Source organism: Aliarcobacter skirrowii CCUG 10374 (assembly GCF_003544835.1).
Taxonomy (GTDB): domain Bacteria; phylum Campylobacterota; class Campylobacteria; order Campylobacterales; family Arcobacteraceae; genus Aliarcobacter; species Aliarcobacter skirrowii.
In genome coordinates this window covers 1,150,078-1,167,259 of sequence record NZ_CP032099.1, presented here as the reverse complement: position 1 = coordinate 1,167,259, position 17,182 = coordinate 1,150,078, and the positions used below count along the sequence as shown (strand labels likewise).

Genomic DNA, 17,182 nt, shown 5'->3' with positions numbered 1-17,182 from the left:
GCTTGAGAATATTAACTATTTTTTATCTTTTTCAATAGTAGCTTCAGTTGCTACACTTGAATCTTTTTTATCAAAGATATTCTTAGACTTTGATTCGTCTTTTAAACTATTTTCTTCTTTATCGCTCTTTTTAATAAGGCTATTACCTTCAAAAATACCTTTAGCTTCAATAATGAACTCTTCAGACTCTACAGTTCCTTTTACTTTACCTTCAGGTTTAATATCTACTTTAGTAGCATTAATCATACCTTCTGCTAAACCTTGAACTACAACTCTATGAGCATTTATTTCACCTTTTACTTGACCATTTACACCAATATTTATCTCTTTTTGAGAGTAGATATTTCCTTCAAAAAAACCATCAATGTATAGATTACAAGATAGTCTTATATCACCCGTTATTTTAGTTCCTGAAGTGATAATTGTAGTTGAGGAGTCGGCTCCTGAACTCGTAAGTTGCTTATCGCTGTTATTAAAGAATGCCATGATATATCAGTTTCCTTTTCAAAAATTTCTGTATAGTTTTTTATATCCCATTTCGCAAATGTTACAGGATCTAAAGTCTTTGTTAAAAAACGAACCTCATAATGTAAATGAGGACCACTGCTTCGCCCTGTATTTCCAGAGTAAGCTATCAAATCCCCTTTTTTAACAAAGTCGCCAGATTTTACCACATTCTTGTTTAAATGTGAGTAATAAGTTTGAAATCCATAAATATGTTGAAGAACTATTAAATTACCATTAAATTTATCATAAGATGATTTTTTAACAACTCCATCGGCAGTTGCATAAACAGGTGTTCCCATAGAGGCTCTTAAATCAACACCCATATGAAATAATTTTTTATCTAAAATTGGATGTTGTCTATATCCATAAGGACTTGTAACCCCTTTATATTCAATTGGATAACCATTTGGAACTAGTTGTAAAATAGTTGCTCTTTGTTCAGAATCTAGTTTTGCTATATCAACTCTTTTTTTCAAAGAGCTCTCTTCTTCTGTAGTTGAAAGACCTATTAAGTTCTCTATTTTTGATAAGTAACTAGCAGCTTCTGATATCTCTTCATTTTTTTCAAGTAGTTCAGATTGAGTTTGACTTACAAGAGAGCTTAACTCTTCATTTACTTTTTGTGTTTCTACTAACTCATACTCTAAATTAATCTTCTCTTTATCTATTTTGTTTAAAGAGTAATTTAGAAAAAAAGTTGTTATTAAAGATATTAAAAATATTGATACCAATGAAATTAATGTATAAAAAAGAGGTTTTTGTGGCACTCTTAGTTGATGAATACCTCTTTCATAATTAATGGTTATAGTAAAATACTCTTTTTTAGGTTTCTCCATGTTTTCTCCTACAATTAAGTGACAATTTTAGCTAAATGAAATAAAATTTATCTTAAGTAAAATACTATGCTAAAAGTTTTTTCACCATCTCATTTATTCTTTTTCCATCCGCAACACCAGCAAACTTTTTAGAAGCAGCTCCCATAACTTTACCCATATCTTTTAAGCTAGTTGCTCCAACTTCACTTATTATCTCTTTCATTCCATTTTCAAGTTCAACATCACTTAATTGTTTAGGAAGATAAAGCATAAAAACATCAACTTGTTCTTGCTCTTTTTGAACTAAATCATCTCTTGAAGCAGCGCTATATTGAGAAATTGCCTCTTCTCTTTGTTTTATTCCTCTTTGAATTAGTTTTATAACTTCAGCATCATCTAAAACTCTTCTTTCATCAACTTCAACTTGTTTAATCATTGTATTTATGGCTCGTATAGAGTCTCTTTTTACAACCTCTTTATCTCTCATTGCTTGTTTTAAATCTTCATTTAATTTCTCTTTTAAACTCACTTTTGCTCCTTTTAGATTTTAAAATTTATTGAATTATACTTTTTTAAGAATTAAAACTCTCAACTAGCTCTTCAAGAGTTAAAAATCTCTCAACTTTCTCTTCATAAATAGCTTTTTTCTCTTCAAGCTCTTTTGAAAGTGTTACAATTCCAATTTTTTCATAACATTTTGGGTCTGCTAAACAGCTGTTTAACTCTTCTATTTTAGCTTCAAGCTCTTCAAGCTCATTTGGTAAACTATCATACTCTCTTTGATCTTTATATGATAATTTTGTCTGTTTTTTAGGTTCATTTACAACTTTTACAGATGTTTTCTCTTTTTGTATTTCAACTTCTAAATTATCCAGCTCTTTTAACTCTTTTTCTATTTGTAAATATTCACTATATGGTTGGAAACTCTCCATAATATGACCATTTCCAGTAAATACAAAAAGTTTTTTAGCAATCTTATCCACAAAATATCTATCATGCGATACAAATATTAAAGCACCTTGAAAGTTTTGTAAGTACTCTTCTAAAATATTAATTGTTGGAATATCTAAGTCATTTGTAGGTTCATCCAAAATCATACAATCAACTCTTTTTGTAAATAAAAGTGCAAGTGCAACTCTGTTTTTCTCTCCACCACTTAAAACACCAACTTTTTTATCTAAATACTCTTTTGGAAAAAGAAAGTTTTTTAAGTATCCAAAAACATGCATATTTCTTCCATCATCTAAAACAACTCTATCTCCACCATTTGGACAAAATATTTCCATAATAGTTTTATCATCATCAAGAATCTCTCGTTGTTGATCAAAGTATGCTATTTGAAAATCCCCTTTTTTAAAACTTCCTTTATCAATTTTCATTTTTTCCATAAAAATTTTAAGAAGTGTTGATTTTCCACTTCCATTTGGACCAACAATTGCAATAGTATCTTTTTGTAAAATTCTTGTTGTAAAATCTTTGATTAGCTCTTTGTCACCCAATGTTTTATAAATATTATCAAGCTCATAAAGCATTTTTTTCTTATTTTGTTGTTTCTCTTCACTATTAAAAGATTTTTGCTCTCTTTGAAGCTCTATGCTCATCTTTTTTATTGCTGCTGGATTTGTTTTTGCTTTTTGTTTTAAATCAAAATATTCAGCTTTTCTTCTTTCATTTCTTTTTCTTCTAGCTGTTACTCCGTGTTGCATCCAGTGAGCTTCTTGTTTTACAAGTCTAAGTAAGTTTTCATGCTCTTTTTGCATATTTGATAAAATTTGCGCTTTTTGTTCTAAGTATGAAGAGTATCCACCATTGAATCTTCTTAGTTCTCCACCTTCAACTTCAATAACATTTGTAGCAATATTATCAATAAAATATCTATCATGAGATATAAAAAGTAGGGTAAAGTTGTTTTTTAAAAGTAACTCTTCTAAAAACTCAACCATATAAACATCAAGGTGGTTTGTAGGCTCATCTAAAAGTAAAATATCTGGTTTTTTTAAAATCAAACCAGCTAAACTAACACGACGCTGCTCTCCACCACTTAGTAAATTTACATCTTTAAACTCATACTGTTTTAATTGGAATTCAACTAAAACTCTCTCAATCATATTGTCTAAATCCCAAGCATTATGAAACTCTAAAAAAGATGCTAAATCACTCTGTCTTCTTAATAGGTTTTCATCTTCATAATTTGTCATAAGCTCATTTGTGATTTTTTCATACTCTAATTTTGCACTTTTAAGTTCAACTAATTGATTTTCAATAGCATCTCTTACACTCAAATTTGCTTTGAATTTTGGTTGTTGGTCTAGCATCTCTATTTTTACAGATCTATCAATGGACATTTCACCACTATCAGGTTCAACTAATCTCATAATAATTTTAAACAAAGTTGATTTTCCTTGTCCATTTTGACCAATAACAGCAACTCTTTGTCCTGATTGAAGGGTAAAGTTTGCATCTTTTAAAATAACTTTTGTGTCATACTGTTTTGAAATGTTTTGTAAGTCTATTAGTGCCATATAAAGAGTGTTTTTCCTAAAAAAATAAAAAAGAGTCTATCTAAAAACTCTTTAGAGCTAAATAAGTTAATAAGATTTTAGTTTTAGCACATCTTCTATATTTGTATATTCAAACTCTTGAAAATCAATGGTTTTTTCTAAAATAGCGTTTACAGCCATTCTATCAGCAAGTTCATTTCCCTCAACTCCACTATGACCCTTTACATGATTTAACTCTATACTGTTTTTAATATCTTCATATAAAAAGTGAGCCTCTTTTATAAGTTCAAGATTTTTTATCTCGCCACCTTTTTTGCTCCAGCCATTTTTTTTCCAAGAGTATGCCCAAGTTTTTATACAATCAATTGAGTATTTAGAATCTGAAAAAATTGTAATTTTTTCTTCACCAATATTTTGTGAAGCTATTTGAAGTGCTTTTAATAAAGCATTTAGTTCAGCTATATTGTTTGTTCCATTTTCAACAAATGCTCCATATAGTAAAACTGGTTTTTTATTGTTTTTATAAATTGCCAATCCACTTCCAGCAAATCCAGGATTTCCAGAACAAGCTCCATCACAATAAATTGTTAAATTGAGATTTTGATTTGTTTTTTCATTTTTATAAATTGTTGTTTTTATCTTGTTATATTCTAAAATTTTATGATAATTTTCAACTATTTGATTTTGTGCTTCAAGTGATTTAATCCCTTTTAAAAGCATAAGTAAATTGAAATCATTTTTTGAAATCTCTTTTGAGAATATAATATCTTTATAATCTATATTATCATTTGATATTTGTAAAATATCAAGTTGTGTCTGATTTAAATTATCATTAAAAGTAATTAGTTTTAAAATTTCGTTATCTATTGTCATTTTTTCTCATTTTATGGAATATAGCTCTCTTTGTTATTTATAAATTTTGTTGTATAAAACAGCTCTTTTAGGAATAGAATCAAAGATATAACCAAAGAACACATTGCTAAAATGAATAAAATAGCTATAAAAATAGTATATTCAAAATGAAAAAATGAGCTTAAAAATATTGTAATAATTACAAGTGCAATCAAAAGTCCAGTTGTTGTTCCAAAAAATATAGCTAAATTTGTGTTATTCATCCTCATTGTTAAAAAATCTCTTCTAGCTTTAATCATATTTTTTAAATCATTGCTCATATTATTTAAAGATTTTTGTTCTTGTTCAAATTTATCAAGTTTATCGACTTTATCTATAATTCTAATAAGTCTTGTAGAAAATAGATTCAAAATTCCAGCAACACCTGCAAGCAAAAAAACAGGTGCAACTGATAGTTGAATCATACTTGTAATTGAGTCTATTTCAACTGATGTTATCACTATTTTGCTTCATCAATAATTTTTAAAAGCTCATTTTGAGCCTCTAAAGCAATTTCTATAAAGTCTGGATTTACATCATCTATTAATTGAGTAAAAGAGTTTAAAGATATATTTGTTTCACCATCTTTTGTATAAACAGCAATTTTACAAGGCAGGATACAAGCTATTGTAATATCACCATTTAAAAACTTTTCTGCATAGCTTGGATTACAAATATCAACTACTTGACAATCCTCATTTAGCTCTTTTCCTTTTGAATTTAGTGTGGCTTTAATATTGTGTACATGTTGAACTCCAAAACTATATTTTGGTGCTATTTGTTTTAAACTCTCTACAACTTCATCTACACTTTTATTTGAAACTTCTATATATTGCATATTTTAACCTTTTAAATTTTTGTAAAAGTATAACTAATAAAGAGTTATAAATTGATATTTAGATAATATTTTTTTTATGATTAATGAAAATAAAAAAGAGAAGATAGAGATTTATTTTGATAAAGAGTGCCCATTTTGTAACTCTTATGTAAACTACTTAAAACTAAAAGATGGTTATCTTTTAGTTTTAAAAAATGCTAGAGAGCATAAAGATGAATTAGATTTTACAAAATTAGATATAAACAAGGGATTTATAGTTGTTTATAAAGATAACTTTTATCAAGCAGATATGGCATTAAAATTTATAAATAGTATTGTAAAAAAAGATACTTTTATAGGGAAAATGCACTTTTTATTTAAGTATGACAACTTTTTTAGTAGATTTTTGTATAAATTTTTATTAATAATCAGAAAGCTTTTTCTGTATAGTCTAAAAATAAAATCTAATATTTAGAAGTTTTAACAGTAAATTAACAAAGCTTCGAAATAATCTCATAAATTTTTATAAAGGATAGAATTTATGAGATTAAAATACTCAATATTTGCATGTCTTCTTTTGCATTCAAATATAGTTGCCCAAGATAGAATATCTTTAGATACAGTTTCTGTAACAGCTACAAAATATGAAAAAGCTACAAAATATATTAGCGAAAGTATTGCTGTTGTTGATGAAAAAACAATAGAGGATAAAAATATCTTAAATGTTCAAGATGCACTACAAACAATTCCTGGAGTAATAGCAGAATCAACTTCAAATAGCCCTAGTCCAAAATTAATTATTAGAGGTGCAGGTCTAAAAGCTAGATTTGGTGTAAGAGAGATAATGGTTATGAAAGATGGAATTCCTATGACAGATCCAGATTCATTTACAAGATTTGATTTTATAGATATGCAAGATGTTTCAAATATCGAGGTTCAAAAAGGACCTGGTTCAATAAATGCAATTAATTCAACTGGTGGAGTAATTCAGCTTATTACAAAATCAGTATTTGAAGAGGATAAAAATCGTATAAAATTTGGTGTTGGAAATGAGAATCAGAGAAATGTAAATATTAAACTAAGAGAAAAACTTGATGAGAACAATTTTGTATCATTAACTCTTAGTAAAAGAAAAACTGATAACTCATGGAGAGATAATAATGAGTTTGATACTACTCAAGCAACTTTAAAATATGGATATATATTTAAAGATTACTCATCAATAGAGAATGAGATATCTTATACAGAATCAAATTTAAATCTTCCAGCATCTATGAATCAAACTGAGTTTGATGAGTTTAAAAGAAGCAAAGAGCAACATAATACCTCATACACTTGGCAAAATAGTGCTAGAGACTCTAAAATATTCTCATTTAGTAGTAAATATGAGAAAGAGATAGGAGATTTGCTATTAAAACCAAGATTGTATTTTAACTCTTGGGAGCATTTTCATCCAGTTACAGGATTGATTAATGATAGTGATGATAATAAAGTTTTTGGAACAGATTTAGAATTTAATATATCACATAATCTATTTAAACAAGATGCAATGTTTGTTGGTGGATTAACTTTAAAAATGGATAGAACAAAAGATGCTAAGAAGTATGAGTATAGAGATTATTCTACAGGTTTTGGTGGAAGAATTAGTAAAATATTATCAAATGAGAAGGGTAGTTTAGCAAATATTGAAGACTCTAAAACTACTTTATATGGTATATATTTAATGGAGAGTTTTAAAATAAATGATGATTTAGGTTTTGATATTAGCACAAGAGTTGATAAATTAAAATTTGATATAGAAGGTAATGAAATATCTAAGTATGATTATTCAACAGGTAAATATATATCTGGACAAGGAGAGTATAATATTGATAACTCTTTTACACTTTTATCATCAAAACTAGGATCTAGTTATGCAATAAGTGATTTTACAAATGTTTATGCTTCAGTTGCATTTGCTAATCAAGCCCCAACAACAAGTGAGCTAGATGAGACAAGTGATTTAAAAAAATCATCTAGTACAAATTATGAAGTTGGAGTAAAAACAAGAACAAACAATCTATCTTATGATTTAGCTTTATATCAAAACTATGTAGATGATGAGATTATACAGATAAAAGATGCAAGTGGTAATTCTATATATGATAATGCAGGGAAAACTAATAAAAAAGGCTTAGAGTTTAATCTGTCTTATGATTTAACATCAACTTTAGAAGTTGGTGGATCTTATTCTTATAGTAAATTTAAATTTGATAAATTTAATGAGAAAGTAGGGGCTAATTTAGTTTCAAGAGATGGAAACTATCTACCATCAATTCCAAAAAATCAATATGCGCTATATTTAGCTTATAATCAAAATGGTTTTAAAACAAGAGTTACAACAAGAACTTTTGGAAGTTACTACATGGATAATGCAAATACACAAAAGTATGAAGGGTATAAATTTATTACAGATTTAATGATTGGGTATGAGTTTAAAGCTCACAATATTCAATTAAATGTAAATAACTTATTTGACAAATATTACGCCTCTGAAGCTTCTAAAGACACAGGTTCAAGAGTTTCATATAAAGCAGCTAGTCCTAGAATGACAATGCTTACATATAGTTATAAATTTTAAGGAAGGTAGATATGATAAAGTTTATAAAAAGAGATAAAAATGATATATTTGGAATGCCAATTCTAAAGATTATATTTAAAAATAAAATTTTTCACAGAACAGTCCAAGTATCTGTACTTTTTTTATTTATTTATGCCATTTATTTTGGATTTATACATCCTACAAAAGAGAATAATATATTTACAACAGCACTTTTTTGGGGATTGTTTTGGCCATTTTTTATGGTTACAACTTTAGCTACTTTTGGAAGAATATTTTGTGGAGTTTGTCCACATGGTTTTATTGGAAAATATATCACAAAAATTGGTTTGAAAAAGAAAATACCAAATAAGTTGGCAAATCCATTTATTGGATTATTACTACTATTTTTTGCTTGGTGGTTTGTATATTATATGTTTCCACAATTTTTTAAAACACCATATGCAACTGCAATCTTATTTTTTGTTATGACAATTATTGCATCTATTTTTTATTATCTTTATGATGAAATGGCATATTGTAAATATATTTGCCCAATTGGAATTGTTACAAAAGTATATTCAAAAGTTGGTTTTACAAAATTACAGACTTATAAACAAGAGTGTCAAAACTGTAGAACTTTTGATTGTGCAAAAGTTTGTAGTTATAATTTAAAACCATTTACATTTGAGAAAAAAAACTCTATGGAAGATTGTACTTTATGTATGGATTGTGCAAGAGAGTGTGAAAGTGTAGCTTTTAAATTCAATAAACCATCAAATACACTTTTTAATAAATTTAAGACTTCAAAAGCTGAGGTTTGGGCTTTAATTTTATTAACTGCAGCTATTAGTATTACAATGAGTTTTCACCACTCTTTAGGAAGAAGTGCAATAGTTGAAGAGTTTTTCTGGGTTAAAACAGCTAGATATTTCGAAACTATAATTTATTTTGGTTCAATTGATACTATTGGACTTTTTGCTTTTGTTTATGCGGTATTAATTTCAATATTTTTAAGTGTTGTAGGAATATTTATAGCTTCAAAAATTATGAGAGTTGAATTTTCAAATACTTTTTATACTTTAGGGTACGCTTTTGCACCACTATTTATAATTGGTGGATTATCTCATATTGGAGAGTTTTTCTTTTATTCTTATGCTTCAAATATTGTAAATGGATTTAATCAAGCTTTTAGTTTAGGATTTGAGACTATGAAACCACTTGCTAGTAGAAAAGATGAGTGGGTACATATTTTCAATATTTTTACTCATATAGGATATATTTGGGCATTTATTATTATGATAAATAGATTAAAATTAATAGAGACTAAAAGATATTTAAAAATAGTAGCTTTTCCATTTGCATCTGCACTTATAATTTTTTATATGAGTCTAAACTTTTATAAGGTTTACATATTCGATACTTATGGGAAAATTAATTCACACAACCATATGAATCATAAAAAATAATCAAAAAATAGGAGTATTTAAAATTTTTAAATACTCCTCTCTACTTATCTCATAAGCTCCAAGTGAGGCTAAATGTGGGTTATAAACTTGACAATCTATAAGTTTTATATCATTTTTTAAAGCCCACTGGCAAAGATGATAAAAGGCAACTTTTGAAGCATCATTTACAAGTGAAAACATACTCTCTCCACAAAAAACATTGTTTATAAGAATTCCATACAATCCACCAACAAGCTTTTTGTCTAAATAAACTTCAATAGAGTTTGCAAAATCTAAATTATGCATTAAAGTATAGGCTTTTATAAAATTCTCATCAATCCAAGTATCGTTTTCATGTTTTCTTTTTATATCTGAACAATTTTTTATAACTTCAATAAAGTTTGTATTTGATTTTACTTCAAAACCTCTATTAAAGATAGATTTTTTAAGGCTTTTAGATATTTTCATTTCGTTTGGTTTTAAAACCATTCTTTTTTGTGGGCAAAACCAGTGAATATAGCCTAAATCATCAATAAACCAAGGGAAAAGTCCATTTGAATATGCATTTATTAATCTTTGAGGATGAAAATTTCCTCCAATAGCAACTAAATCATCTTTCATATCTTTTAATGTTGGAAAATTATAATCCTCATCATCAAGTAGCCAAATTTTATTTTTTTTATCAAGTAATTCCATTTGTAAATTTTAGTCAAAATTATGTTAATATCCCGCATTTAAAGGAAGAAAAATGAAGAGAATTGAAGCATATTTATCAAGTTTAGGTTATTGTAGTAGAAGTGAAGCTAGAAAATTTATGAAATTAAATGAGGTTTTTATTTTAGATAAACGAGTTTTTAATCCAAGTATTAAAGCAGAGCATAAAGATATATTTGTAAATGGTGAAAAACTTGATAGCCAAAAGCTTACAATTTTAATGAATAAACCAAGTGGAGTTATTTGCTCTCACAATGATGCTGGAAAATTAATATATTCTCTTCTTCCACAAAGATGGCAAAATAGAAATTCAAAAATATCAACTATTGGAAGACTTGATATGGATACAACAGGAGCTATTATTTTAACAGATGATGGAGAGTTAAATCATAAACTAACAAGCCCTAAAAAAGATGTAAAAAAAGTTTATGAAGTAACTTTACAAAATCCACTAAAAGGTGATGAACAAGAGCTTTTTGAAAGTGGAACTATTATTTTAAATGGTGAAGAAAAAGCTTTAAAACCAGCATTTTTAAAAATTATTAATCCAAATTTAGTTCATTTAGAAATAGTTGAGGGTAAATACCATCAAGTAAAAAGAATGTTTGCTTATACAGGAAACAGAGTTATAAAGCTTCATAGATTAGAGTTTGCTGGTTTTAGGGTTGAAGATTTAAAAGAGGGTGAGTTTAAGATTATAGATTTATAATCTAAACTTCTTTTCAATCTCTCTTCTTAACTCATCTATATTTGAAATTGCATCTTCATTGTGATTTGAAAATCCCCAATTTACTAAAACACCATCAACTCCAGCATTAAATGCAGCTATTGTATCTTTTGTAGAGTCTCCAAAAAGTTGAGCATTCTCTTTTTTTATACTATTTAAATCTAAAATTCTATTTATCATATCTGGCTTTGGTTTAGGAGCTGATACATCGTTGTATCCCAAAATTGAGTTGAAGTATCTATCAATTTCAAGATGACCTAACATTTTTCTTGCATAATCTGAGTTTGCATTTGTTGCAACACTAAATTTAAACTCACCTTTTAAATCATCAAGTAACTCTTTAACTCCATCATACAAATGTAAATCTACAAGACAATTTTTACTATAAAAATCTTCAAAAAGCTCTGTAACTTTTGGAGTAAATGTTTTGCTATTATAAAAAAATTCTGCACTATTTATATTTATATCATTTACATTTTCTAAAATAAAGTTTTTATCCATAGGTTCAAGTCCTAGATGACTTCTTACATAGTTTATACAATTTGCAATAGAAGAACCACTATTTACAAGTGTTCCATCCATATCAAAAATTATCATTTTCATAAAATTTTATCCTTTTAAATAAATTTTGTATTATATAGTTTTAAAGTTAGTAATAATTTAATATTAAATAGGACAGATTTTATCTTATTTTAATATTTCTTTGTTTATAATTTCACTCATAGGGTATCTGTATTAGATCCTCCTACAAAATTGATACAATTTTTTGGTATCCTATACTTTTTTTGAAATGAATTTAATTTTATATGGCTTTACAGTTTTTCCCCTCTGTAAAGCCTTTTTTTATGCCAAAAAATATATAATAAAAGTTTTAATTTGCTAAAACACGGGAGCTTAATGGAAACAATTAGTATAATATCTATAATAAGTATTGCTTTTATTGGCTCTTTTGGGCACTGCATTGGAATGTGTGGTGGAATTGTTTTAGCATACTCAAGCGTAAAAATAAATAGCAACGATAGCAAAAAAAGACAAGCACTTATGCATCTTTTATATAATTTTGGAAGAGTAACTACTTATACATTTTTAGGTTTTATATTTGGATATTTAGGTTCTGTGCTATCTTTTTCTACAACTTCAAAAGGATTTTTGTTTTTTTTAACTGGATTATTAATGATACTTATTGGTTTTTCACTAATGGGAAAAATAAAATTTTTAACAATTTTAGAGCAAACTTTTTCAAAATCTCCTTTTTATCAAAAATTATTTAAAAAAGTTTTAGGAAGTAATTCAAAACTTAGTTTTTATTTAATTGGAGTTTTAAACGGCTTTTTACCTTGTGGTTTTGTATATATGTTTGCAATAATGGCAGCAAGTACAGGAAGTGCTTTTTATGGTGCAATGGTAATGTTTATTTTTGGAGTAACTACAATATTTGCACTATTTTTTGTAGGTTTTTTTGCTGGATTGTTTAAACAATCAAGCTTTAGAGATATATCTATGAAAATTGCATCAATTTTAGTTATTTTATTTGGACTATATACAGCTTACAACGGTTTTGCTCTTTTAAAAAATAAAACTATAAATATAGAACATAACCATCATATGAATACAAAATAGTAAAAATATTTAAATTTTAAGAAAGGAGAGAAGATGAGAAGAGCAAAAAAATATTTTAGCTTTTTTGGTATTTTAATATCAACATGTTTTGAAAAATTGCATATTTTTTATTCAAAGCTAACTGAATACTTAAGAAAACTACCAAATATACAGATGAAGCTTTTAAATATAAAGCTAAAACCAATCAAAACAGATTTAATAAATAATAATTAGAAAAAAGGTACAAAATGAAAAAAACAAATATAAGCTTAGTTGCAAGCTTTTTAATAGCAACAAATTTATACTCACAAACAACTACTTTAGAGACAATCACAGTTACAAGTGCTACAAAATCAGAGCAAAAATTAAAAGATGTTACAGCCAATGTTGATGTTATAACTGCTCAAGAAATTGAAGATAGAAAATTTAAAACAGTTGTTGAAGCTTTAAATTCTCTTTCAGGAGTTAGTATTTCAAGTAGTGGTGGGATGGGAACATTAAGTTCTGTATATTTAAGAGGAATGAATAGTGGAAATACATTAGTTTTAATCGATGGAATAAGATATAATAATCCATATGATGGTTCTGTTGATTTTGCACATTTAATGATAAATGATATTGAAAGAATAGAAGTAATAAAAGGGGCTCAAAGTAGTATTTGGGGAGCAGATGCTAGTGCTGGGGTTATAAATATTATTACAAAAAGTGCAAAAGATGGAACACATGCAAATATAAATCTTGAAGCTGGAAGATATGACTCAAAAATTGCTAGGGTAAATATTTCACACAAAAATGATAATTTTGATGCAAAATTAAGTGCAACTAGAGTTGATACAGATGGTTTTTCAGCTATTTCACCAAAGAGTAGTGAAGCAAAAAATTATGAAGATGATGGATATGAAAATACAACAGTAAATTTAAATTTAGGTTATAACTTAGATGAAAACAATCGAGTATATTTAGTTTATGAAACTATAGATGCAAAAGTAAAATTTGATGAAATGCTTTCAGATGCTTTTGGGAATCCAGATATAATTGCTTCTGCTGATTCTTTTGCTAAAACAAAAACTAGAAATAGTATTGCTAGTTTGAATTATGAAAATAAAAATAGCTTTGCAACTACAAATATATATACGAACTATTCAAGATTTAAAAACGAAACAAAAACAGAAGTTGGTTTCAATGATTCAAAGAATAAAACTGATATAAAAGAGTATGGTATTAATTCAACTATTCCTTATTGGAATAACTCTTCATCTTTAACTATCGGAGTAGATTCTAAATATTATGAAGATAAAGAAGATTTAAATAAGAAAAACAATAGTAAAAGCATTTTTATAACAAATACAAATAAGTTTTTCGATGATAAAACTATTATTACTGAAGCTTTAAGATATGATAGATATAGTGATTTCGACAATAAAGCAACAGGAAAGATAGGAATAAAACAGTATATTGTTGAAGATTTAAACCTTAGTGCAAACTATGGAACAGGGTATAATGTACCTACATTTATACAGCTATATAAAACAGCTTGGGGTGGAAATCCAGACTTAAATCCTGAAAAAACAAAATCTTATGATATAGGATTTGAGTACAAAGGTTTTTCTATTACTTACTTTAATACAAAAGTTAATAATTTAATGGTATCAAATGCAAGTACATCTTGGAAATATGAAAATATTGAAGGAGATAGTAAATTTAAGGGAACTGAAATAGCTTATAAAAATGAAGTTTATGAAGATATATTCTTAAATTTAAACTATACAAATCTTAGTGCAAAAAAAACAAATGGAGATAAACTTGAAAATCGTCCGACAAATAAGTTTGGTTTTGGAGTTGATTATTATGGTTTAAAAGATTTCCACTTTAATGTAAATGGTGAATATATTGGAAGTAGAGAAAGTGTAAATTTTGATTATAATAAACCAAATGTAAAAACAGGAAACTATACAATCTGGAATGCAGTTATTGATTATCAAGCAAATAAAAACTTCTCTACATATCTTAAACTTGATAATATTTTCAACAAAGATTATCAAATAGTTGATGGATATGCTACAAGTCAAAGAGCAGCATTTGTTGGATTAAAGGCTAGTTTCTAAGATGAAAAAACTACTATATTTTCTAATTTTTTTTAATATCTCTTTTTTAAATATTTTAAGTGCAAATGAAAAAATTATTACTCTAAGTCCTGCTGTAAATGAGATAGCTTTTGCTTTAGGTTTAGGCAATAATATTATTGCAAATACGCAGTTTTGTGATTATCCAGAAATATCTAAAAGTATTGAAAAAGTTGGAGGATATGGTAGTGTTAGCTTGGAAAAAGTTGTAAACTTAAATCCAAGCATTATAATAAATCAAAATTATGACAAAAAATTAAATAGCTCACTAAATGCTCTTGGATTTAAAACTTTAGTTTATAAAACAGATAGTTTAGATGATATTAAATTTGCAATCAAAGATTTAGGAGATGTTTTTAATAGACAAAACGAAGCAAAGATTTTAAATACAAATATTGAAAATAGTTTAAAAAATATTGAAAATATAGTAGAAAATCAAAAAATTTTAATTGTAATTAGTCCTCAAGATACACTCTCTAATCAAATATATGTAACAAACAACTACATATATTTTGAAGATATTATAAAAAAAAGTGGAAATAAAAATGCCTATCAATCAAGCTTAAAATCGCAACCTGCAATAAATAGTGAGAAATTAATACTACTAAATCCAGATATTATTATACTTTTAGCTCCATATTTAAAAAGTGATAAACAAAAAGATGATATGTTAAATCTTTGGAAAAATTTGCCAGTAAATGCAAGTAAAAAAGATAATATCTATATAATAGATAAGACATACTCAGGAATTTCAAGCCATAGAGTACAATATTTAATAGATGATTTTAGAAAGATATTAGAAGATGTTAGAACTAAAAAATTACAGTAATTTTATTTTAAAAGATATAAGTTTTTTGCTAAAAAACAATGAAAACTTATTGATTTTAGGTGAAAATGGAGCTGGAAAATCAACTTTAGCAAAAGTTTTAAGCTCAATAATATCTTCAAATAATCTATTTTTTAATGAAAAAAATATCTCAAAACTATCTGGAATTCAAAGAGCAAAACTAATAAATTACATTCCAAGTAGTTTTGAGATATTTGATGATTATATGACTGTTTTGGAGTATTTAAAACTATCAATAGTTGAAAACAGAAGCGACGAGCAGATTGAAAATATTATAAATATTTTAAAGATAAATCATATAAAAAATAGCTCATGCTCTAGTTTAAGCTCTGGAGAAAAACAGCTTGTTTTATTAGCAAGTGCAATTTTACATGATGCAAAAATCACAATTTTTGATGAGCTTATGGCAAATTTGGATATAAAAAGATTAAGAGATGTTTTTTTGATTTTAAATTCAAACTATTTAAAACAAAAAATTATAATTACTCATAATCTTGATTTTGCTTATGCACTCAAAAACTATAAGGTGCTATATTTAGAAGCTGGAGTTTTAAAATTTTATGGAGATCATGAAGAGTTTTTTTGTAAAGAGAGATTAAAAGAGTTTTACAACGATAGCTTAAGATTTGAAAATAGTCATTTGGTAGTAGATTTATGAAAGTTTTTTTATATATTTTTTCACTGATTTTAATATTTATTTCACCTTTTTTGGGTGAAGTAAATATTGAAATATCTTCGATTTTTTCTTTAGAAAATAGTTTAAATATGGTTTTTTGGGATTTAAGAGTTCCTAGAATTATTTTGGCATTTTTTGTTGGTTCAATCTTGGCTCTTGGTGGACTTATTTTTCAAATTGTTTTTAAAAATGAGTTAATCACTCCATATACTTTGGGAATTGCAAGTGGAACTACACTTTTTACAAGTTTATCAATAGTTTTTTTACCTTTTGTACCACTCTTTTTTTCAAGTATATTTGGCTCAATTTTTACAATTTTAATTCTATTTTTAATTACAAAATCACTAAATAAAAAAAGAGCAATAAGCTCAACAAACTCTATTTTACTAATTGGAATTGCTTTATCATATTTTTATGGTTCAGCTTTAATGCTTGTTTTTTATCTAAGTAATCTTCAAGAGAACTACTCAATTGTAAGATTTACTCTTGGAAGCTTAGATGTTGTTGGTTATATGCCATCTTTAATAGTTTTTATTACAGCAACTATTTTTATTTTTATAATTTATAGCTTTAAACACAAAATCAATCTTTTGTTAATATCAAATGATGTTGCATTTTTAAAGGGATTAAATATAAATAAAACAGTTTTAACTCTTTTAGTAGTTGTTAGTTTAGCAGTTGGTGTTTGTATAAGTTTTACAGGACCAATTGGATTTGTGGGACTTGTGATTCCTCATATAGTAAAATTAATATATAAGAAAACATATACAAAGCTATTTTTTCCAATAATATTTTTTGGTGGAGTTTTTTTGGTATTTTGCGATTTAATCTCAAGAGTAATACCAACAGCTTCAAGCTTACCAATTGGCGTTGTAACTGCTTTTATTGGAGCTCCATTTTTTGTATATTTACTTATTAAAAAAAATAGTACAAAATAGA

General features: G+C 26.6%; 19 protein-coding genes. 10 read left to right on the top strand and 9 right to left on the bottom strand.

Going from position 1 to position 17,182, the window contains the following annotated elements:
- Positions 1 to 15: 15 nt before the first annotated feature.
- The 7 genes from ASKIR_RS06125 to ASKIR_RS06095 form a co-directional block, all read right to left on the bottom strand.
- Positions 16 to 486 (bottom strand): bactofilin family protein, encoded by a 471-nt coding sequence (locus ASKIR_RS06125; RefSeq protein WP_082946376.1) that lies wholly within the window; start codon positions 484 to 486, stop codon positions 16 to 18.
- Positions 399 to 1,343: a M23 family metallopeptidase gene (locus ASKIR_RS06120; protein WP_066161500.1), complete on the bottom strand. Its 945-nt coding sequence runs from the start codon at positions 1,341 to 1,343 to the stop codon at positions 399 to 401. The genes ASKIR_RS06125 and ASKIR_RS06120 overlap by 88 nt, the downstream gene beginning before the upstream one ends.
- A 64-nt stretch (positions 1,344 to 1,407) precedes the next feature.
- Positions 1,408 to 1,851 (bottom strand): GatB/YqeY domain-containing protein, encoded by a 444-nt coding sequence (locus ASKIR_RS06115; protein WP_066161499.1) that lies wholly within the window; start codon positions 1,849 to 1,851, stop codon positions 1,408 to 1,410.
- 43 nt (positions 1,852 to 1,894) lie between these two features.
- A complete protein-coding gene (gene abc-f, locus ASKIR_RS06110) occupies positions 1,895 to 3,844 on the bottom strand; it encodes a ribosomal protection-like ABC-F family protein (RefSeq protein WP_115588301.1) in 1,950 nt (649 codons plus the stop codon).
- A 66-nt stretch (positions 3,845 to 3,910) separates the two neighbouring features.
- Entirely contained in the window at positions 3,911 to 4,696 is a 786-nt protein-coding gene (locus ASKIR_RS06105) for a ribonuclease H family protein (RefSeq protein WP_066350878.1), read from the bottom strand.
- Between the two features lie 11 nt (positions 4,697 to 4,707).
- Positions 4,708 to 5,175 carry a DUF2721 domain-containing protein gene (locus ASKIR_RS06100; protein ID WP_066350875.1) on the bottom strand — a complete coding sequence of 156 codons (468 nt, stop codon included), beginning with the start codon at positions 5,173 to 5,175 and terminating at the stop codon, positions 4,708 to 4,710.
- Entirely contained in the window at positions 5,175 to 5,552 is a 378-nt protein-coding gene (locus tag ASKIR_RS06095; RefSeq protein WP_066350874.1) for a DUF302 domain-containing protein, read from the bottom strand. Before ASKIR_RS06095 ends, ASKIR_RS06100 begins: the two co-directional genes overlap by 1 nt.
- Before the next feature lie 76 nt (positions 5,553 to 5,628).
- Here ASKIR_RS06095 and ASKIR_RS06090 point away from each other — a divergent pair, with 76 nt between their 5' ends.
- The 3 genes from ASKIR_RS06090 (at position 5,629) to ASKIR_RS06080 (ending at position 9,578) form a co-directional block, all read left to right on the top strand.
- The gene (locus ASKIR_RS06090) at positions 5,629 to 6,006 is read left to right on the top strand and encodes a thiol-disulfide oxidoreductase DCC family protein (protein WP_066350872.1); all 378 of its coding nucleotides are present in this window, start codon (positions 5,629 to 5,631) and stop codon (positions 6,004 to 6,006) included.
- 66 nt (positions 6,007 to 6,072) lie between these two features.
- Positions 6,073 to 8,151 (top strand): TonB-dependent receptor, encoded by a 2,079-nt coding sequence (locus tag ASKIR_RS06085; protein WP_066350870.1) that lies wholly within the window; start codon positions 6,073 to 6,075, stop codon positions 8,149 to 8,151.
- A gap of 11 nt (positions 8,152 to 8,162) precedes the next feature.
- Positions 8,163 to 9,578: a 4Fe-4S binding protein gene (locus tag ASKIR_RS06080; protein WP_066350867.1), complete on the top strand. Its 1,416-nt coding sequence runs from the start codon at positions 8,163 to 8,165 to the stop codon at positions 9,576 to 9,578.
- Here the strand turns inward: ASKIR_RS06080 and aat are convergent, their stop codons facing one another.
- The gene (gene aat, locus ASKIR_RS06075; protein WP_066350866.1) at positions 9,579 to 10,253 is read right to left on the bottom strand and encodes a leucyl/phenylalanyl-tRNA--protein transferase; all 675 of its coding nucleotides are present in this window, start codon (positions 10,251 to 10,253) and stop codon (positions 9,579 to 9,581) included.
- A gap of 52 nt (positions 10,254 to 10,305) precedes the next feature.
- Here aat and ASKIR_RS06070 point away from each other — a divergent pair, with 52 nt between their 5' ends.
- Entirely contained in the window at positions 10,306 to 10,980 is a 675-nt protein-coding gene (locus ASKIR_RS06070) for a pseudouridine synthase (RefSeq protein ID WP_066350863.1), read from the top strand.
- On the opposite strand, the gene ASKIR_RS06065 is transcribed toward ASKIR_RS06070, so the two are convergent.
- Entirely contained in the window at positions 10,975 to 11,601 is a 627-nt protein-coding gene (locus ASKIR_RS06065; protein ID WP_066350859.1) for an HAD family hydrolase, read from the bottom strand. The genes ASKIR_RS06070 and ASKIR_RS06065 overlap by 6 nt on opposite strands.
- Before the next feature lie 294 nt (positions 11,602 to 11,895).
- Between ASKIR_RS06065 and ASKIR_RS06060 the strand changes: the two genes are divergently transcribed.
- Genes ASKIR_RS06060 through ASKIR_RS06035 form a run of 6 tightly spaced genes read left to right on the top strand, consistent with a single transcriptional unit; the run spans position 11,896 to position 17,181 of the window.
- Entirely contained in the window at positions 11,896 to 12,618 is a 723-nt protein-coding gene (locus ASKIR_RS06060; protein WP_066350857.1) for a sulfite exporter TauE/SafE family protein, read from the top strand.
- 33 nt (positions 12,619 to 12,651) lie between these two features.
- Positions 12,652 to 12,831, top strand: coding sequence for a hypothetical protein (locus ASKIR_RS06055; protein ID WP_066161489.1), 180 nt, complete (start codon positions 12,652 to 12,654; stop codon positions 12,829 to 12,831).
- A 14-nt stretch (positions 12,832 to 12,845) separates the two neighbouring features.
- Positions 12,846 to 14,702 (top strand): TonB-dependent receptor plug domain-containing protein, encoded by a 1,857-nt coding sequence (locus ASKIR_RS06050; RefSeq protein ID WP_115588302.1) that lies wholly within the window; start codon positions 12,846 to 12,848, stop codon positions 14,700 to 14,702.
- Position 14,703: 1 nt separating this feature from the next.
- Positions 14,704 to 15,549: an ABC transporter substrate-binding protein gene (locus ASKIR_RS06045; protein ID WP_066350853.1), complete on the top strand. Its 846-nt coding sequence runs from the start codon at positions 14,704 to 14,706 to the stop codon at positions 15,547 to 15,549.
- Positions 15,524 to 16,225, top strand: coding sequence for an ATP-binding cassette domain-containing protein (locus ASKIR_RS06040; protein ID WP_066350852.1), 702 nt, complete (start codon positions 15,524 to 15,526; stop codon positions 16,223 to 16,225). Before ASKIR_RS06045 ends, ASKIR_RS06040 begins: the two co-directional genes overlap by 26 nt.
- Positions 16,222 to 17,181 carry a FecCD family ABC transporter permease gene (locus tag ASKIR_RS06035; protein WP_115588303.1) on the top strand — a complete coding sequence of 320 codons (960 nt, stop codon included), beginning with the start codon at positions 16,222 to 16,224 and terminating at the stop codon, positions 17,179 to 17,181. The genes ASKIR_RS06040 and ASKIR_RS06035 overlap by 4 nt, the downstream gene beginning before the upstream one ends.
- The last annotated feature ends 1 nt before the right edge of the window (position 17,182 follow it).

What these genes read in the sequence shown, in the direction of transcription:
- ASKIR_RS06035 (WP_115588303.1), top strand. Translation starts at nt 16,222, where the DNA reads ATGAAAGTTTTTTTATATATTTTTTCACTGATTTTAATATTTATTTCA.
- ASKIR_RS06050 (WP_115588302.1), top strand. Translation starts at nt 12,846, where the DNA reads ATGAAAAAAACAAATATAAGCTTAGTTGCAAGCTTTTTAATAGCAACA.
- ASKIR_RS06095 (WP_066350874.1), bottom strand. Translation starts at nt 5,552, where the DNA reads ATGCAATATATAGAAGTTTCAAATAAAAGTGTAGATGAAGTTGTAGAG.
- ASKIR_RS06045 (WP_066350853.1), top strand. Translation starts at nt 14,704, where the DNA reads ATGAAAAAACTACTATATTTTCTAATTTTTTTTAATATCTCTTTTTTA.
- ASKIR_RS06105 (WP_066350878.1), bottom strand. Translation starts at nt 4,696, where the DNA reads ATGACAATAGATAACGAAATTTTAAAACTAATTACTTTTAATGATAAT.
- ASKIR_RS06120 (WP_066161500.1), bottom strand. Translation starts at nt 1,343, where the DNA reads ATGGAGAAACCTAAAAAAGAGTATTTTACTATAACCATTAATTATGAA.
- ASKIR_RS06080 (WP_066350867.1), top strand. Translation starts at nt 8,163, where the DNA reads ATGATAAAGTTTATAAAAAGAGATAAAAATGATATATTTGGAATGCCA.
- ASKIR_RS06125 (WP_082946376.1), bottom strand. Translation starts at nt 486, where the DNA reads ATGGCATTCTTTAATAACAGCGATAAGCAACTTACGAGTTCAGGAGCC.
- ASKIR_RS06085 (WP_066350870.1), top strand. Translation starts at nt 6,073, where the DNA reads ATGAGATTAAAATACTCAATATTTGCATGTCTTCTTTTGCATTCAAAT.
- ASKIR_RS06065 (WP_066350859.1), bottom strand. Translation starts at nt 11,601, where the DNA reads ATGAAAATGATAATTTTTGATATGGATGGAACACTTGTAAATAGTGGT.
- aat (WP_066350866.1), bottom strand. Translation starts at nt 10,253, where the DNA reads ATGGAATTACTTGATAAAAAAAATAAAATTTGGCTACTTGATGATGAG.
- ASKIR_RS06090 (WP_066350872.1), top strand. Translation starts at nt 5,629, where the DNA reads ATGATTAATGAAAATAAAAAAGAGAAGATAGAGATTTATTTTGATAAA.
- ASKIR_RS06040 (WP_066350852.1), top strand. Translation starts at nt 15,524, where the DNA reads ATGTTAGAACTAAAAAATTACAGTAATTTTATTTTAAAAGATATAAGT.
- ASKIR_RS06060 (WP_066350857.1), top strand. Translation starts at nt 11,896, where the DNA reads ATGGAAACAATTAGTATAATATCTATAATAAGTATTGCTTTTATTGGC.
- ASKIR_RS06070 (WP_066350863.1), top strand. Translation starts at nt 10,306, where the DNA reads ATGAAGAGAATTGAAGCATATTTATCAAGTTTAGGTTATTGTAGTAGA.
- abc-f (WP_115588301.1), bottom strand. Translation starts at nt 3,844, where the DNA reads ATGGCACTAATAGACTTACAAAACATTTCAAAACAGTATGACACAAAA.
- ASKIR_RS06055 (WP_066161489.1), top strand. Translation starts at nt 12,652, where the DNA reads ATGAGAAGAGCAAAAAAATATTTTAGCTTTTTTGGTATTTTAATATCA.